Annotated in this window: 1 protein-coding gene; it reads left to right on the top strand. The window is 61.0% G+C overall.

Features of this window, described 5'->3' with window-relative positions:
• Positions 1-35: 35 nt before the first annotated feature.
• Positions 36-20,303, top strand: coding sequence for a hemagglutinin repeat-containing protein (locus tag P9875_RS14085; RefSeq protein ID WP_278318731.1), 20,268 nt, complete (start codon positions 36-38; stop codon positions 20,301-20,303).
• The last annotated feature ends 7 nt before the right edge of the window (positions 20,304-20,310 follow it).

Below are 20,310 nucleotides of genomic sequence, written 5' to 3' on the forward strand. Positions count from 1 at the left end.
TCCTTTATCTGTTTTTGGCCGCTATTAGGACTTTCATGAACAAGAACCTGTACCGCATCATCTTCAACAAACGCCGTGGCCAATTGATGGTCGTCGCCGAAAACGCTTCCTCGCAAGGCAAGGCGGCCAAGGGGGAAGGTGGCCTGGACAGCGGCGTATTTGGCGGTGATGGCGGCGGGGTCAATGCCAGGTTGCGGCCGCTGGCCTTGGCGATATTCGGCGCGCTGGGCATGGTGAGCTTTGTGGCCGGTCCGGCCATGGGCCAGATCGTGTCCGACCCGAATGCGCCGGGCCGTCAGCGTCCGACCGTGGTGCAAAGCGCGAATGGCGTAACGCAGGTGAATATCCAGACGCCGAGCGCGGCGGGTGTCTCGCGCAATACCTACAGCCAGTTCGACGTGACGGCGAATGGCGCCATCCTCAACAATAGCCGCGGCAATGTGCAGACGCAGACGGGCGGCTGGGTACAAGGTAACCCCTGGCTGGCAGGCGGCAGCGCGCGCGTGATATTGAACGAAGTCAATTCGGCCAACCCCAGCCAACTGCGCGGCTACGTCGAGGTAGCGGGCCAGCGCGCCGAAGTCGTCATCGCCAACCCGGCCGGCGTGGCCGTCGACGGCGGCGGTTTCATCAATGCCAGCCGGGTCACGCTGACGACAGGCACACCGATCCTCAACGGAGGCAACCTGGACGGTTACATGGTGCAGCGCGGCGTGGTCAGCATCAATGGAAGGGGACTGGACACGTCGCTGAGCGACTACACGGCGATTTTGGCGCGCGCCGCGCAGATCAATGGCGGTATCTGGGCGCAGGAATTGAAGGTGGTGACGGGAACTAACCAGATCGATGCGGCGCATGGCGTGGCGGGCGCAGTCAATGGCGCGGGTCCGGCCCCCGCCTACGCGCTGGACGTGGCGCAACTGGGCGGCATGTATGCAGGCAAGATCACCCTGATCGGCACCGAAGCGGGCCTGGGCGTGCGCAATGCGGGCGTGTTGGCGGCCACGGCCGGCAACCTGGTGCTGCAATCGAATGGCTGGCTGAGCAACAACGGCAATATCCAGTCCGCCGGCGCTGGCAGCCAGACGAGCATTACCGTCGCGGGCGACGTGGCCAACAGCGGCACCGTGTATGCGGGCGGTGACAGCCAGGTGCAGGCGCAGGGCAATATTGCCAACAGTGGCGTGATTGCGGCGCAGGGCAATACCAGTGTGCAGGCAATGGGCGCCGCCTCGCGTATCGATACGGGGGCGGGTTCCGTGCTGGCGGCCGGCCTCAACCTGGATAACACCCTGTCGGGCAGCGGCAAGCTGAACGTGCTGGCGGGCGATCTGGTGGCCGTGCATGGCATGGCCGTGGCAGCCGGCGACAGCACGCTGTCCGCGCGTCGGCTGGAGCTGGCCGACGCACAAGTGTCGGGCGCGAACGTCAGCCTGGGCGCCAGCGCCGGCGGCCTCGACGCCAGCCGCGCGCAGGTCAGTGCACGCGAACGCCTGCAACTGGACGCGGCGCAGACCGTGCGCAGCGATGGCGGACAACTGACGGGCCAACAGCTGGGCGTGAACGCGCACGACTTGTCGAACGTAGGCGGCCAGCTCATGCAACTGGGCGCCGGCGACCTGGCGATTCAATTGCCTGGAAGCCTGGACAATACGCGCGGCGTCATCGCCACGAACAGCCAGGCGCTGCGCCTGCAGGCTGCCAGCCTGAGCAACCAGGACGGGCAAATCCAGCATGCGGGCACGGGCGCGCTGGAGATCGGCGCGGCGCAGATCAACTTGCAGCGCGGCAGCATCATCAGCAATGGCGCCATGGCGCTGAGCGGCGAGCAGATCGACCACCGCGATGCCCGCACGGTGGCTGGGCAGCTCAGCATCAACGCCGGCACCTTGGACAACCGGGGCGGCAGCCTGGCGCAAAGCGGCCAAGGCGACACTCGCGTGCAGGTGCGCAACGGGCTGGACAACCGCAGCGGTGCGTTCGAAAGCAATGGCGCTTTGAGCGTGCAGGCAGGCAATGTGCAAAACCAGAAAGGCCGTATCGTCTCGGGCACGGACCTGGCACTGTCCACTGGCGCGCTGGACAACACCGAGGCTACCCTGGCTGCGGGCCGTACATTGCGCCTCGACAGCGGCGACGTCAACAATACGCGCGGCCAGATTCAGGCGCTGGCGGGTGATGCCAGCCTATCCTTGGCTAAGCTGAACAACACTGCCGGCAGCGTCTTTGCCGGTGGCAATCTTGCCACCAATGCTAGCGAAGTACTGAACAGCGGCAATGTGTATGCGGCCGGCAGCCAGGCGCTGCAAGTGAGCGGCGCCGTCAGCAACAGCGGCGTCATCGCCGCGCAGGGCGACAACCGTATTGACGCCAGCCGGATCGACAGCACGGCCGGCAGCTTGCTGGGCGCCGGCATCCGCGGCGACGGTAGCCTGTCCGGCAACGGCCAGTTGCAACTGACGGCTGGGCAAGCGATCAGTGCGCACGGTCAGAACCTGGCCGCTGGCAAGACCAGCCTGCACGCCACCGCCATCGACCTGAGCGGCAGCCAGACGGGCGGCGCTGCTATTGCGCTCAATGCCAGTGCCGGCAATGTCGTCACCGATAACGCACTGGTGACAACGACCGGCCTGCTGTCCGTGACGGCGGCAGGCAGCAGCCAGGCCCTGTCGAACGTGCGCGGCACCCTGAGCGCGGGGCAGCTGGACCTGAAAATGGGATCGCTGGACAACCGCAGCGGCACCCTCATCCAGACGGGCAATGGCGACACCACCTTGCAAGGCAGCACCCTGGACAATACGGGCGGGCGCATCGCCGTCAACAGCGCCAATCTGTCATTGACCGCCGAACAGATGACTAACCGCGACGGCAGTATCGAGCACGCGGGCACGGGCAGCCTGAATATTGATGCCGTGCGCTTCGATGACGAACGGGGCAAGGTGACGGGCAATGGTTTAGTTGATATCCAGGCGGAAACAATCGATCACCGCCATGCCATCACTTCCGGGCAGCAGGTAGCGGTGCAGGCCGGCCAGCTGGACAATAGCGACGGCACCCTGCAGCAGACGGGACCGGGACAGATGCGCGTGGATGTGGCACAGGCGCTGGACAATACGCGCGGCAGCATCGCCGGAAATGGCAGCGTGCAAGTGCAAGCTGGCGTGGTGGACAACAGCAAGGGGCGTATCACGTCCGCTGCTTCGGCGAACATTACCAGCAAAGGAGCTCTGAATAATACCGATGGCGTGATGGCTGCGACTGCTGATTTGAAGGTCGGCGGTGTGAATATCGACAACACGCGCGGCATCTTGCAGGCGGACAATTTACGTCTGGATGCCGCGAATGTGCTGAACCAGCAAGGCACGGTCAGCGCCGGCACGGACTTGACGACGAAAGTGAGTGGTGACCTGAACAACGCAGGTCTACAGTACGCGGGCCGCCATCAGCAACTGACAGTGGGTGGCTTGCTGAACAACACGGGATCGATTGCCTCCGTCAACAACACCCATATTACGGCGGGCAAAGTGACCAGCAGCGGCTTGCTGGGCGCCGGCGTGAAAGCGGACGGCAGCCTTGGTACGGCAGGCGATTTGACCATCAATGCGGATGGCATCTTGCAGACGAGCGGACAGAACCTGGCGGCGGGCAGCGCCGTGCTGAAAGGTGATTCCATTGATTTGTCTGGCAGCCAGACGGGCGCGGCGAACATCGCCATCACGGCAAATACTGGCGATGTCGTGACGAACAAGGCACTGATTTCCGCCAGCAATCTGCTGGCCATTACCGCCAACGCGAACAACGCCCTGTCACTGGTAAACAGCCAGGGCCAGCTGGTTGCCGGTCAGCTGCAGCTGAACGTGGCCAACCTGAACAACGCCAGCGGCGACATCGTGCAGACGGGCACGGGCGACACCGTCATCACCACAGCCAAGCTGGATAACACGGCCGGCCGCATCGCTGTCAACAGCGCGAACCTGGCTCTGAACGCGACGGTGTTGACGAACATTAACGGCAAGCTGGAGCACGCTGGTGCCGGTGTGTTGGCCATCAACGCTGGCCAGTTCAACAACCAGCACGGCAAGATCACGGGCAATGGCAAGCTCGACATCACGGCAGCCGCTCTGGATCACCGCAATGCGACAACGGTGGCGAATCAGCTGACCATTAATGCCGGTACGCTGGACAACCGCAGTGGTAGCCTGGCGCAGACGGGCCCGGGCTTGATGACGGTCGCGGCCACGGGCCAGCTGGACAACACGGGTGGCAAGATCGAGGGCAATGGTGATGCGCTGGTGAAGGCCATCACTTTGCTGAACAGCACAGGCCGCATCGTGGCGGCGCAAGATGCTGCATTGAACTTCGGTAGCCTGGATAATAAGGACGGTACGGTCGCGGCAGGACGTCATCTGCAGCTGTCCGGTGGCGACATCGACAATACCAAGGGACAACTGCAAGCCGTGGCGGGCGATGCGACCTTGAACGTTGGCAAGTTGAACAACAACGCGGGCAACGTGTTTGCCGGCGCCAACCTGAACGCCACCCTGGCTAGCCTGAACAATACCGGCAGCCTGTACGCGGCCGGCAATCAGACCTTGAACGCCAGCGGCGCCATCGTTAACACGGGCGTGATCGCGGCGCAGGGGAACAACAGTCTTACGGCGAATAGCCTCGACAGCAGTGCAAGCAGCCTGATCGGCGCCGGCATGCAGGCCGATGGCAAGCTGGGCACGGTTGGTGATCTGGCGATCAACACCGCGCAAACGCTGGCTGCGCATGGCCAGAATCTGGCGGCGCGCAGCGCCAATCTGACGGGCGCCAGCATCGACATCGCCAGCAGCCAGACCAGCGCCGCCAACATTGGCCTGACGGCAACCCTGGGTGACGTCAGCACGAATAAAGCGGTGGTGACGACGCCGGGCACATTGAATGTGACGACCACCACGACCCTGCATAACACGGATGGTACCTTGCAGGCGGGGCAACTCGACCTGCATGCGGCAAACCTGGACAACGCCAAAGGTACTGTCTTGCAGACAGGCACGGGCGACACGACCATCGTCACCGGCAGTCTGGACAACACGGCTGGGCGTATCGCCGTCAACAGCAGTAATCTGAACATCGATGCCGTCAAGGTCACCAACAAAGAAGGCAAGATCGAGCACTCGGGTACGGGCATCTTGGATATGCAATCGGGCGTGCTGGACAACAGCAAGGGCCGTATCACGTCCGCCGCCTCGGCGGAGATCGTCAGCAAGGCGGCGCTGAACAATACGGATGGCGTGCTGGCGGCGGCCGCCTACTTGCACATCGGCGGCGTCACTGTCGACAACACACGCGGTGTATTGCAGGCGGATAATTTGCAGCTTGATGCTGCGACCTTGCAGAATCAGCAGGGGACAGTAAGCGCCGGCAAGGACCTGACGGCGCGCATCAGCGCAGACTTGAACAACGCGGGTCTGCTGTATGCGGGCCGCAATCAGCAACTGACGGTGGGCGGCCTGTTGAACAACACGGGATCGATTGCTTCCGTCAACAACACCCATATTACTGCTGGAAAAGTGACCAGTAGCGGCTTGCTGGGCGCCGGCGTGAAAGCGGACGGCAGCCTGGGTACGGCGGGCGATCTCACGGTTAATGCCGATGGCGTGCTGCAAGCGAGCGGTCAGAACCTGGCGGCAGGCAATGCCGTATTGACGGGCGCAAATGTGGACCTGTCGGGCAGCCAGACGGGCGCCGCCAACATCGCCATCACAGCGCGCGGCGGCGACGTACTGACGAATAAAGCCGTCATCTCGGCCAGCAACGTGCTGGCCATCACGGCCAATGCGAATAACGCCCAGTCGCTGGTGAACAGCCAAGGGCAACTGGTGGCAGGGCAGTTACAGCTGAACGTGGCCAATCTGAACAACGCCAGCGGCGACATCGTGCAGACGGGCACGGGTGACACCGTCATCACCACAGGAAAACTGGACAACACGGCTGGCCGTATTGCCGTCAACAGCGCGAACCTGGCCCTGAATGCGACGGTGTTGACGAACATCAACGGCAAGCTGGAGCACGCAGGCGCTGGCGTTCTTGCCATCAACGCGAACCAGTTCAACAACCAGCATGGCAAGATCACGGGCAATGGCAAGCTCGATATCACGGCGATCACCTTGGATCATCGCAATGCGACGACGGTGGCAAATCAGCTGACCATCAATGCCGGTACGCTGGACAACCGCAGCGGCAGCCTGGCGCAGACGGGCACCGGCTTGATGACGGTCGCGGCCACGGGCCAGCTCGACAACACAGACGGCAAGATCGAGGGCAATGGCGATGCGCTGGTAAAGGCCACAACCTTGCTGAACAGTACGGGCCGCATCGTGGCGGCGCAGGATGCCGCGTTGAACTTCGGTAGCCTGGATAACAAGGATGGCACGGTGGCAACAGGCCGTCATCTGGCATTGACCGGCGATGACATCGACAATACCAAGGGACAACTGCAAGCCGTGGCCGGTGACGCGACCTTGAACGTGGGCAAGTTGAACAACAACGCAGGCAGCGTGTTTGCCGGCGGCAACCTGAACGCCACCTTGGCTAGCCTGAACAATACGGGCAGCCTGTACGCGGCCGGCAATCAGACCTTGAACGCCAGCGGCGCCATCGTCAACACGGGCGTGATCGCGGCGCAGGGCAACAACAGCATCACGGCGAAGTCCATCGATAGCAGTGCAAGCAGTTTGATCGGCGCTGGCATGCAGGCCGATGGCAAGCTGGGCACGGCTGGTGACTTGATTATCAATACCGCGCAAACGCTGGCTGCGCATGGGCAGAATCTGGCGGCGGGCAACGCCAATCTCACTGGCGCTAATGTGGATCTGTCTGGCAGCCAGACCAGCGCCGCCAACATCGGCCTGACGGCAACCCAGGGTGACGTCAGCTCGAATAAAGCGGTGGTGACGACACCGGGTACATTGAATGTGACGAGCACCACGACCCTGCATAACATGGACGGCACGGTGCAGGCAGGCCAGCTCAACCTGCATGTGGGTAACTTGGACAACGCCAAGGGCACGGTACTGCAGACTGGCACGGGCGATACGAGGATCGTCACCGGCAGTCTGGACAACACGGCCGGGCGCATCGCCGTCAACAGCAGTAATCTGAACATCGATGCCGTCAAGGTCACCAACAAAGAAGGCAAGATCGAGCACGCGGGTACGGGCATCTTGGATCTGCAAGCAGGCGTGCTGGACAACAGCAAGGGCCGTATCACGTCCGCCGCATCGGCGGAAATTGTCAGCAAGGCGGCGCTGAACAATACCGATGGCGTGCTGGCTGCGGTCGCCGACTTGTACGTCGGCGGCGTCACTGTCGACAACACGCGCGGTGTATTGCAGGCGGATAATTTGCAGCTTGATGCGGCAACCTTGCTGAATCAGCAGGGGACAGTAAGCGCCGGCAAGGACCTGACGGCGCGCCTCAGCGCAGACTTGAACAATGCGGGCCTGCTGTATGCGGGCCGCAACCAGCAGCTGACGGTGGGCGGCTTGCTGAGCAACACGGGATCGATTGCCTCCGTCAACAACACCCATATTACGGCTGGCAAAGTCACCAGCAGCGGCTTGCTGGGCGCCGGCGTGAACGCGGACGGTAGCCTGGGTACGGCGGGCGATCTCACGGTTAGTGCCGATGGCGTGCTGCAAGCGAGCGGACAGAACTTGGCGGCGGGCAGCGCCGTGCTGAAGGGCGATTCCATTGATTTCTCGGCTAGCCAGACGGGCGCCGCCAACATCGCCATCACCGCACGCAGCGGCGACGTATTGACGAATAAAGCCGTTATCTCGGCCAGCAACGTGCTGGCCATTACGGCCAACGCGAATAACGCCCAGTCGCTGGTGAACAGCCAAGGGCAACTGGTGGCAGGGCAGTTACAGCTGAACGTGGCCAATCTGAACAACGCCAGCGGCGACATCGTGCAGACGGGCGCAGGCGACACCGTCATCACCACAGCCAAGCTGGACAACACGGCTGGCCGCATCGCTGTCAACAGCAATAACCTGGTCCTTAACGCCACGGTCTTGACGAACATCAATGGCAAGTTGGAACACGCAGGCGCGGGCCTCCTTGCCATCAACGCGGGTCAGTTCAACAACCAGCATGGCAAGATCACGGGCAATGGCAAGCTCGACATCACGGCAGCCGCCTTTGATCATCGCAATGCGACGACGGTGGCCAATCAGCTGACCATCAATGCCGGTACGCTGAACAACCGCAGTGGTAGCCTGGCGCAGATGGGCACTGGCTTGATGACGGTCGCGGCCACAGGCCAGCTCGACAACACGGGCGGCAAGATCGAGGGCAATGGCGACGCACTGGTAAAAGCCGCAACCTTGCTGAACAGCACAGGCCGCATCGTGGCGGCGCAGGATGCCGCATTGAACTTCGGTAGCCTGGACAACACGGAAGGCACCGTGGGCGCCGGCCGCAATCTGGCATTGAACGGTGGCGACATCGACAATACCAAGGGACAACTGCAAGCCGTGGCCGGCGATGCGACCTTGAACGTGAGCAAGTTGAACAACAACGCGGGCAGCGTGTTTGCCGGCGTCAACCTGAACGCTACCCTGGCTAGCCTGAACAATACCGGCAACCTGTACGCGGCCGGCAATCACACCCTGAACGCCAGCGGCGCCATCGTCAACACGGGCGTGATCGCGGCGCAGGGGAACAACAGTCTTACGGCGAATAGCCTCGACAGCAGTGCAAGCAGCCTGATCGGCGCCGGCATGCAGGCCGATGGCAAGCTGGGCACAGCCGGTGACCTGACGATCAGCACTACACAAACGCTGGCTGCGCATGGCCAAGTCCTGGCAGCAGGCAGCGCCAATCTGACCGGCGCCAGCGTGGATATGTCAGGCAGCCAGACCAGTGCCGCCAACATCGGCCTGACGGCAACACAGGGCGATGTCAGCACGAACAAGGCGGTGGTTACGACGCCAGGCACGCTCAACATCATGAGCAATGCCACCTTGCACAACACGGAAGGCACCTTGCAGGCTGGCCAACTCGATCTGCACGTGGGCAATCTGAACAACGCCAAGGGTACCGTGATACAGACGGGCTCGGGCGATACCGTCATGCAGACGGGCAAGCTGGACAATAGCGCCGGGCGCATCGCTGTCAATAGCAATAATTTGACCCTGGGTGCGGCCACCTTGACGAATACGGGCGGCAAGATCGAGCATGCGGGGGCCGGCACCCTGGCCATCACGGCGGCCAACTTGCAGGGAGCCGGCGGCAGCATCATCGGCAATGGCGCCGTCGATCTCAAGGCTGGCTTGCTGGACCACGCCAACGCGACCACCACGGGCCATACCCTGAACGTGCAGGCAGACAGCTTGAGCAATCGGGGCGGTCATCTGCTGCAAACGGGCGTGGGCGGCATGACGGTCGCCGTCACGGGCCAGCTCGACAATACGAGTGGGGAAATCGCCGGCAACGGCGTGCTGTCGGTGCAGACCGGCAGCCTGGACAACACCAAAGGCAAGATCACCTCGGCAACGTCCGCCGACATCGCCAGCACTGGCGCACTCGTTAATACCGACGGCGTGATCGCGGCGGCGACCGATTTGCACTTGGGCGGTGCCATCGACAATACGCGCGGCTTGCTGCAGGCGGGCACTGGCGCCTTGCGACTGGATGCGGCCAGTCTGCGCAATGCGCAGGGCACGCTCAGCGCGGGCACGGATATCGCGGCCAAGGTCAGCGGCGACGTGCTCAACGCTGGCGTGCTGTATGCGGGGCGCAACCAGACCCTGGATGTCGGTGGCGTGCTGAGTAATACCGGCTCGCTGGCCGCACTGGGCAATACGACGATTACGGTAGGACAGCTCAGCGGCAACGGTTTGCTGGCGGCAGGCATGCGCGCCGATGGCAGCTTTGCCTCGGCCGGTGACCTGACGGTGACAGCCCGTGGCGCCTTGCAAGCCGGTGGCCAGAACATGGCGGCGGGCCAGTTGCAGCTGACGGGCGCATCGGTCGACGTGGGCGGCAGCCAGACCAGCGCGGCGAATGTCGGCTTGACGGCCTTGACGGGCAATGTGACGACCAGCAAGGCCGTTGTGTCGACCAACGGCTTGCTGGCCATCATGGCGAATGCCGCCAACGGGCAGGCACTGGTGAACCAGGGCGGCAGCCTGAGCGCCGGGCAACTGTCCCTGCGCGTTGCCAACCTGGACAACACCAAGGGCACCTTGATCCAGACGGGCGCTGGTGACACGGTCATCGAAACGGGCACGCTGGACAATACAGGCGGGCGCATCGCCGTCAACAGCGCCAATCTGCGCCTGCAGGCGGGAGACCTGACGAATATCGATGGCAAGATCGAGCATGCGGGCAAGGGTGTGCTGGACATCCGCGCCACGAATCTGTACGGCCAACGGGGCCAGCTCACGGGCAATGGCGCGCTGCAGGTGGCGGCCAATTACATCGATCACCGCAACGCCAGCCTGCTGGCGCAGCAGGTGAACGTCTCTGCTGGCGTCCTCGACAATCGCCAGGGGCAGATCACGCAGCTGGGCACGAGTGCGGCAACGGTGCAGGCCAGCACGCGCCTGGACAATAGCGGCGGCAAGATCGAGGGGAATGGCAACGTGCGCGTGGAAACGGGCGAGTTGCTCAACGATCATGGCCGTATTGCGTCCGCGCAGGACGTCAATGTGGCGGCGACGGCCAAGCTGGACAATACCAGCGGCGTGATCATTGCCGGGCGCGACCTGACGTTGGCCGGTGGCAAGGTGGACAATACCCTGGGCCAATTGCAGGCGGCAGGCGGCAATGCGCAATTGAGCATGGACGAGCTGCTCAATGCACAGGGCAGCATCGTTGCCAGCGGCAATCTGACGACGACGGCGGGCAGCGTGCGCAACAGCGGCAGCCTGTTTGCCGGCGGCGAGCAAGTGCTGAAGCTGAGCGGAGCGTTGGAGAATGCCGGCGTGATCCTGGCCCAGGGCAACAACACGATCAGCGCCACCAGCGTCAACAGCGGCGCGGCCAGCCTGATCGGGGCGGGTGTGAAAGCCGATGGCAGCTTGCAGGCGAGCGGCAACTTACAAGTCACGGCGCAGCAGGCGTTGGGTGCTCATGGCCAGGTATTGGCGGCAGACAATGCCATCCTGAGCGGTGGCAGCGTCGACCTCGGTGGCAGCCGCAGCAGTGCCGGCAATATCAGCCTGATGGCCAGCGTGGGAGATGTCAGCACCAGCGGCGCCGTGGTCACCACGCCGGGCGCCTTGACGATCAAGACCGGTGCGAATAGCCAGACGTGGAACAACCAGCGCGGCGACATCAGCGCTGGCCAGCTGGCTGTTGGTGTGGCCAACCTGAACAACCAGCAAGGCAGCATCGTGCAGACGGGTGCCGGCAATACGGCTATCGAGATGACGGCGCCAGCGGGCGTGCTGGACAACACGGGCGGGCGCATTGCCGTCAACAGCGCCAACTTGACCCTGAAGGCAGCCACCCTGACGAACACGGATGGCAAGATCGAGCATGCGGGCAGCGGCACCTTGAACCTGCAAGCGAACCAGCTGAACGATCTGCGCGGACAGATCACGGGCAATGGCGCCCTCGTCGTCACGGCCGGCGCCATTGACCACCGCAACGCCAGTACCATCGCGCAGCAAATCAGCGTGACGGGTAGCACTCTGGACAATGGCGGTGGCAACCTGACGCAGCTGGGTAAAGGCGATACCAGCATCCAATTGACGACCAGCCTGGACAACCATGGCGGCACCATCGCCAGCAACGGCAACACCAATATCGTCGCACCGAACCTGAATAACCAAGGCGGCAAGCTGCAGGCGGCGGGTACCGCCAATCTGACGGTGACGGCGAACAATGTGCTGGACAACCGGCATGGCGGCGCCATCGCCGGCGGCGGCAATGTCGTGCTGGGTGCCGGAAATCTGCTGAACCAGGGCGGCAGCGCCACAGCGGGCGGACAACTGACGGCGAACGTGGCGCAGGCATTGAACAATGCGGGCGGCTTGCTGGCCGCCACGGGCAATATGAGCGTGAACGCGGCCAGCGTCGACAACAGCGCCGGCGGCAAGCTGGCCTCGGTGCAGGGCCAGTTGCAGGTGATCACTACGGGCGCCACCGTCAACAGTGGCGGCACCCTGCAAGCGGGTGGCGACATCATCCTGCGTAATGGCGGTCTGTGGAACGGGCAAGGCACCATTGCCGGCGCGAACGTCACGCTCGATACGCACGGCCAAGTCTTCAACAACAACCAGGGAACCTTGGCGGGTGCAGGAACCGTCAACTTGCAGACGGGTATCCTGGACAACGATGGCGGCTTGCTGCAATCGGGCGGCGCCATGACCATCGATACGCACAGCAACGCCTTGCTCAATACCAATGCGGGCGCGTATGCGGTGCGCCATCCTGGCAGCGCTGGTGGCATCAGCAGCGGCGCCGGCCTCAGCCTGCAAGCGGGCAGCTGGAACAATGCGGGTGGCTACCTGGGCGCCGCTGGCAACATCACGGGCAGCGTAGGCCAGCTGGACAACCGTGGCGGCCAGGTCGTCGGCAAGTCGGCGCTGGACCTGACCTTGAGCGGCTTGCAAAACCAGGGCGGGCAAATCCAGGTGCTGGGTAATATCGGCCTGAACGCCGGTGGCGGCAGCGTCAATAACCAGCAAGGATTGATCCGTTCCGGCGCGGCCGTCACGCTGACGGGCGGGGTGATCGACAACAGCAGCACGCTGGGGGCAAACCAGGGCATCGAAGGCATCCATGTGACCCTGAACAGTGTCAACGTCAGCAATGTGCAAGGCGCGGTGCGCGCGGACGGCAACCTGGCGATCAACAGCGCGGGCAGCGTCAACAATACCCTGGGCATGCTCAGCGCCGGTGGCACGCTGGCGCTGCACGATGCCGGTCCCGGCCGTGGACTGGCCGTGACCAACTCGGGCGGCACCATCATCGGGGGTGTGCGTACCGACCTCCGCGCGGGCAGCTTGAGCGGCGATGGCAAGGTGTTGTCACAGAAGGACCTGGCACTGGATCTGGCCGGCAATTTTACGTTGAATGCCGGGGCAGAACTGATGGCCAACGGCAATGCCGATATCACCATCGGGGGACAACTGACCAACGCCGGGAAAATCCAGGCGCTCAGCATGCTGACCCTGGGCGCCGCTAATTTCGACAATGCCGGCACGGGCGACATCAACGCGGGCACGACGCGCGTCAACGTCGCCGGTCTGCTGAACAACCGCGGCGTGATCGACGGCATCAGCACACAACTGAACGTCGGCACATTGAACAACATGGGCACGGGCCGCATCTACGGTGATCATCTGAGTATAGCCGGCGGCACCGTCAACAACGACGTGGAAGGCGGCGTGGCAGCCACCATCGCGGCGCGCGAGCGCCTCGACATCGGCGTGACGGCACTCAACAACCGTGAACACGGCCTGATCTTCAGCGGCGGCGACATGGCCATCGGCGGCTACCTGGACGGCAACCGCATCGCCACGGGCTGGGCTGGGTCTGTGACGAATGCCAGTGCGACGATTGAGGCGTTGGGGAATTTGAATTTGGATGCAGGCCAGGTGAATGTGCTTAATAACCATCTGGTTTTTGAGGAAGGGCGGATGACGACAGAGACGATAACTGAGTATCAAGTGCCAGGGAGCGATATCACGTATGGAGAGAATACGCCAGGCATGTCCGCCAATCCGATCACTCAAGTTAACAACTATACCATCTTAACTTTGCCGGGTATCGGGGGTGTTGTTAACTTCACAAAGCGTGAAGTCACTCGCACAAGCCTTGAGAGCGTTATCGTTAGTTCCGATCCAGGGAGAATTATTGCGAGCAATAATTTGAAAATTAACGCCAGCGCCATCGTGAATGACAACAGCCACATCATTGCTGGTGGTACTTTGGATATGGATCGGGCGATTCTAAATAATAAGACAACGAAGGGTCAGAAAACTGTACATGAGAAAGGAAAGTTAACAGTTTTTACAACGGCTCGTGGCGGAAATAATGAAGTTTACTCGAAAGGGACTTACACCCCCTTCGAGCGGACTGTAACTGAGCCGTCCAGTTCTGCCAGCACCTCACGCAATGAAGGAAATGCAAATACCGGCGGCCAGGGCACAAAACCAGATACTAACTTCAAAAATGGCGTTGGCGGGGCGAGCGAGCGCATAGGCGGTGCGGAAACGCAGGTGCGCACTTCGGCTTTCTCTGCGGAGGCAACAGAAATCCGGAAGGGGGATGTCAGCGGTCAAGGAACCAATCGTGTCGATGGCGGCAGTATTGTCCAGAAGACCGACCGTGCTGGGAATCCCGTCACCGATGCGGCTGTTGGCGTCACGCCAGGCAGCAAGCTTGATGGCGCGACAGGCATCGCTGCGGATACAGGGACGTCACTGAAGCACGTGTCGACAGGCGCGGCAGGTAGCGTTGCCGCACAGGGCGCAGCCACGGTGTCGGGCGCTCACGGTGCGACGGGCAGCACGCGTACGGGCGATGCGGCTCGTACTGTTGCCGTTGACACGGTGTCCAGTGCTCACGTTGATGCTGCCAGCGGTGCTGGCCAGCCTGGCGCAGGCGTTGATGCGGCCTTGCTGTCTCGCTCGTCTGTGGGTTCTGTCACGGTCGTGTCAGGCGGCAATGGACCTGGACGCGCTGCTCATGGTGGCGTCCTTGGCCAGGCTGGGGCTGTGGGCACGGTGAATTCTGCCCAGTTGAGTGGCATTGCCGGCGACCACGCCAGCACCCACACGGGACTCGTTCCCGTCGCCGGGGCTGGCATTGCGGCAGATCAAGTGCAGGGCCAAAGCGGGCCAGGCGGTATCGCCAATGCGGGCATGCTTGGCCGGGCAGGCGAGATTGCAACGCTGGCGCCGACTGCATTGGCCGGTGTCAATGGCGCGCAAGCAAGCGCCGGAACCGGATTGAACCCGCTGAAAGACGTGGCGATCGCAGCCTCGACAGGCAGCGCGGCACACGCAGGTGCTGTCGGTGGCGTGGGGCAGGTGCGCATGAATGGCATTACCCAGGTGAAACTGGGCAACCCATCCACCCGTGCGCAAGTGGTCCGGACCACGGGGTCATCGCTGCAGATTCCGAACGCCAGCCTGTATAAAGTGAGCTCTGCGCCATCGTCCCGCTATCTGGTGGAAACGGATCCGCGCTTTGCCAGCTATCGGGAATGGACGGGTTCCGACTATCTGCTCAGCCAGGTGAAAAGCGATCCGTCCGTGACGCAAAAGCGACTGGGCGACGGTTTCTACGAGCAACGCCTGGTGCGCGAACAGGTGGCCGCGTTGACGGGACAACGTTTCGTGGGCGACTACAGCAACGACGAACAGCAGTACAAGGCCTTGATGGATCAGGGCATTGCCTTTGCCAAGCAATGGGACCTTCGTCCCGGTATTGCGTTGACAGCGGAGCAAATGGCGGGGCTGACCAGCGATATCGTCTGGCTGGTGGAGCAGGAAGTCGTGCTGGCCGACGGCAGCACGCAAAAAGTGCTGGCGCCGCAAGTGTATGTGCGCGTGCGTGAGGGCGATATCGATGGTCAGGGCGGATTATTGGCCGGCAAGGAAGTCAATCTGAATCTCGAAGGCGATTTGACCAATAGCGGTACGATTGCTGGGCGTACGATCGTCAAGTTGAACGCGGAAAATATCGAAAACCTGGGAGGGCGGATCAGTGGCGATGCCATTTCTGCAAATGCCAAAAATGACTTGAACAACATTGGCGGCACCATTTCTGCCAATAGCGAGCTGCAAGTCAGTGCGGGCAGGGATATCAATGTGAAGACGTCGACACTGGCGTCCAGCGGCAGCGATGGCAAAAACAGTCTCAGTCGTACCAGCCTCGATAACCTGGCGGGCCTTTATGTCACTGGAAATGGTACCGCCGGCAGCGGCAATTTGCTGGTTTCTGCCGGGCGCGACGTGACTATCGCGGGTGCTTCCGTCGTGAATACGGATACCCGCGGCGGCATTGGCATTACAGCCGGCCGTGATATTGCCGTCACGACGGTGAACAGCGGCAGTGAGTTCACGTTGGCAGGTCCTGGGCAGCGGCACACGACCAATACGTCCAGTAAAGAAACCGCCAGCACTATTTCATCTGCCGGCGATATTCGCCTGAGTGCAGGTGACAATATCCAGCTGAAAGCGGCAAATGTCCAGGCAGCGGAAACGCTGCAGTTATCTGCCGAACGCAATATCGATATTGTCACGGCGCGTGATACAGAAACGCGTCAAGGCTGGTATGGCAACAGCTCGACCAAGAGTACCAGCCAGGGCAGCGAGCTGGGCGGCAAGCAGATCGTCATGCTGGCCGGCAATGACATTAATAATGTCGGCGGCCAGGTGATCGCGACGGACAAGCTCATCGCCGGCGCGGGCCGCGACATCAACGTGGTCACGACCACGGTCAGCAATGCCAGCTCGAAATGGGCAGGTAACAGCGAGACCAGCACCGTCGTCGACAAGGTCGCCGGCATGTACGTGACTGGCACGGGCGAAGGCAATACGCTGATCGCGCAGGCGGGCCGTGATATGACGCTGACTGGCGGCGTCATCGCCAATGCCAGTGCAAATGGCCAGACCAGCCTGATCGCGGGCAATAACCTGACCCTCAATACCGTCACCATCGCCTCGACCCACGACGAAGTGCGTAACGCTAACAATTACCGCAAAGAAAGCAAGACGGGCGAAGTAGGCAGCCAGATCATCGGCGCCGGCAATGTCAATTTGCAGGCAGGAAATGATTTGCTGGCACGCGCGGCCGATGTGCAGGCGGGCGGGGCGCTGGGTCTGGTGGCGGGCAATGACATCAGCCTGGTCAATGGCGTGGCCACCGACAGCCTGGATGTGGCAAGCAAGGTCAAGAAGAGCGGTACTTTCTCCAGCAAAACCACGACCACGCGCGATCTCGTACAGACCAGCACGGCGCTGGGGACTTCATTGACGGGCAATACCGTCGATATTGTCGCCGGGCATGATCTGAAGGTGGCGGGTTCATCGGTGCTTGCGCACGAGGCCGCCAATTTAATGGCGAAAAACGATATCAGCATCGAGTCCGTCGGACTGGACGGCAAGGAGATTCACTCCAAGCAAGTCAAGAAGAGCGGCACCTTTGGCCTGAGCAAGTCGCTGACCAGCCAGGCCGACGATGGTCGCACCGTTACCCAGGCGGGAAGCGCCGTCAGTGGCGGCAGTGTGACGATGGTGGGCGGGCGCGACGTCGCCATCAAGGGCAGTACGGTGGTAGCCGATGGCAACATTGACTTGACCGCCTTGCGCAACCTGAGCATCGTCAGTGCCGAGAATGACAAGGACACGACGTCTAGCAGCTACAGCAAGAAGTCCGGCTTTATCGGCAGCTTCACCCAGCCAGCCTTCGGCACGGTAAAAACCACCAGCGATGGCAAGAACACGGATGTGGCGCAAGTGGGTAGTCAGATTGCCAGCCTGGGCGGCAATGTGTCGCTACGCGCGGGCGAGACATATACGCAGACGGCCAGCGAAGTGCTGGCGACCGGCACGGGTGCGAATGGCGGCTTGCCCGGCGATATCAGTATCGTGGGCAAGAATGTGCTGATCAAGGAGGCGTACAACAGCAATGCCAGCGAGCAGCACACGACCTTCAGCAAGGTGGCCCTCGGCGGTACGGTCAACGTGCCGATTGTCGATGCCGTGAAAAGCATCGGCAGCCTGGCAAAGGCAGCCGAACAGACGAAGGACTCGCGCATGCAGGCCTTGGCGGCCGTAACTTTGGCATCGAAGGCCACGGATCTGGCTGGCATGGCTTCAAAGGGATTGACTAACACTGCTGGCATCAAGATTAGCGTCAGCCTGGGCAGCAGCAAGAGCGAAAGCGACATGCACCAAAGCAGCAGCACCGTGGTCGGCAGCGCGGTCAATGCGGCGGGCAACGTCAGCATCGTTGCAACCGGGGCAGGGGCGGGCAGCGACTTGACGGTAGCTGGCAGCAAGATTGCTGCGGGCGGCAATCTTACCTTGTTCGCCGACGACAAGATCAACTTGCTGGCGGCGCAGAATACAGCGACGCAAACGAGCAAGAACAGCAGCAGTGGTTCCAGCATCGGCATCGGCTATACCTTTGGCGGTGCGCAGAACGGTTTCAGCCTCGATATTGCCGCAAACCAGGCGCGCGGCAAGGCCGATGGCACGGACAATTACTACACCAACACCTATGTGACGGCAGGTAAGACCGCGACCATCATCAGTGGTGGCGATACCACCTTGCAGGGGGCCATCTTGGCGGCGGACATGGTCAAGGGCGCCATTGGCGGCAACTTGAATATTGTCAGCTTGCAAGATACAAGCACCTACGCCAGCAAGAGCAGCAGCGCGGGCTTCAACATGAGCTTGTGCATTCCTCCGTTCTGCTATGGCGCCAGCAGTGTCGGCGGCAGTGTCTCGAAGAGCAAGGCCAAAGGTGACTTTGCCAGCGTTACGGAACAAAGCGGCATCAAGGCGGGCGACGGCGGCTTCCAGATCAACGTCAGCGGCAATACCGACCTGCAGGCGGGTGTGATTGCCAGCACTGGCAAGGCGATCACGGACGGCAAGAACTCGCTGATCACGGGCACCTTAACGACGAGCGAGCTGCAAAACAAGGACGAGCATTCGGCGAGCGGGTTTAGTTTGAGTGGGTCAGTCAGTGGAAAGTTAGGTGACCAGAGTACGGCAAGCACTGCCAAAGACAAGGCCGCAGCGGGTGCGAAATCGGCGCCAGGGGGTTCTGGAGGTATTGGTAACGTATCCGGTAGCCAGAGTAGCACGACAAACTCGGGCATCAGTGGCGGCACTATCCTGATCACGGATGCAGCCAAGCAGCAAGCACTGTCAGGCAAGACAGCGACGGAAATGTTGGTCGAACTCAACCGCGATGTGAGCAGCGATAAGGACCAAAGCGGGGCGCTGACGAAAAGTTGGGACGGTCGCGCACTTGATTCTGAAGTGCAATCGCAGATCAAGATTACTCAGGCATTCAATGACATCTCCCCCAAATTGATTGCAAATTTTGCAGCATCGAAGTCTGAAAATCTGAGAGCAATGGCAGATTTGGAACGAGATCCAGAAAAACAATTGGAATTGATCAATTCCGCAAAACAATGGGAGGAGGGAGGCATCTATCGCACCGCATTACATAGTGTGAATGGCTTGCTTACAGGTGGCGTTGCAGGTGCATTGGGCGCCGGAGCTGTTGCTAATGCGGCAACTACGCTATCCGATTTGCAAAAAAATACCCAGCAAGCATTGGAGCAGCAGGGTCTATCTCCTGACGCTGCGAAGATGATTTCGCAAGGGATTGCTGAAGTCACAGCCAGCAGCATTGGTGCGTTAGTCGGCGGAGGAAGTGGGGCTAGCACGGCAATTGCAACGGATACAAACAATCGTCAATTACATGAAGATGCTTTGGCCAAAGAAAAGACTTTTGCTCGTAAGTTGGCTGAAAAAGCCAACTTGCAGGGTCTAAGAAACTCTCAAGGTCAAGCGTACACCGCCTCTGATTTTGAGAATGCGTTACGGAGCGCCAATAATAAAAATCTAGGAGAAACCTGGCAAAGTGGCATGATAGTGGGGATTGATAAGAACACAAAAAGCACAGATTTGTACGATACAACTGGAATGGTTTTAACTGGAGATGGTAATGGTAACCATAAGATGGTGCAGACTGGATTGAGTTTGCCATCGAGAAATGTTATGGATTTCATTAAAAATAACGATGGTGGAAACTACAGCTGGGATAATTCTGTCCCTCCCCCCGTTACTTCTCCGAAATTCGAGAACTTCTCGGTTCCTCCTGGCTGGAGTTATGGAGGGGCAGCTTCCTCTGGCATGGATACATTAAAAATGGGGATGCCACTACCAGACTATCTATCGCTTAGCGGATCAACTAAATATCTTAATTTTGGCGTCTCCATTTCCATTAATTTACATAATGGAACAATTTATGCGGGCGGCTTTGTTCCTGATGCGGCTTCGAATGGAGCCACAGCAACTTTCGGGTATTTGCCGAGCAGCTATGAGTATAATAGAAGCCGTGAAGATAAAGCAAAAAGCACCGATAGCCTTATGACTGGAGCATCTGCAGGATTAAGTGGCTGTGCTTACGGAGCATGTCTTGGTATTAATCATGCAATAGGTGGGGAAACGGCAAAAGAAGTAGGCATCGGATTCGGCGGCATATCAAAAGTACCGGCCCCATCAATTAATGTCAACGTAGGAGCATCAGGCCCCATAAATCAATAATCGGCAA

This window comes from Janthinobacterium rivuli, from assembly GCF_029690045.1.
In the GTDB taxonomy this organism is placed as follows: Bacteria; Pseudomonadota; Gammaproteobacteria; order Burkholderiales; family Burkholderiaceae_D; genus Janthinobacterium; species Janthinobacterium rivuli.

Bases quoted from the DNA above. Each gene is read 5' to 3' on its own strand.
- P9875_RS14085 (WP_278318731.1), top strand. From the start codon at position 36: ATGAACAAGAACCTGTACCGCATCATCTTCAACAAACGCCGTGGCCAA.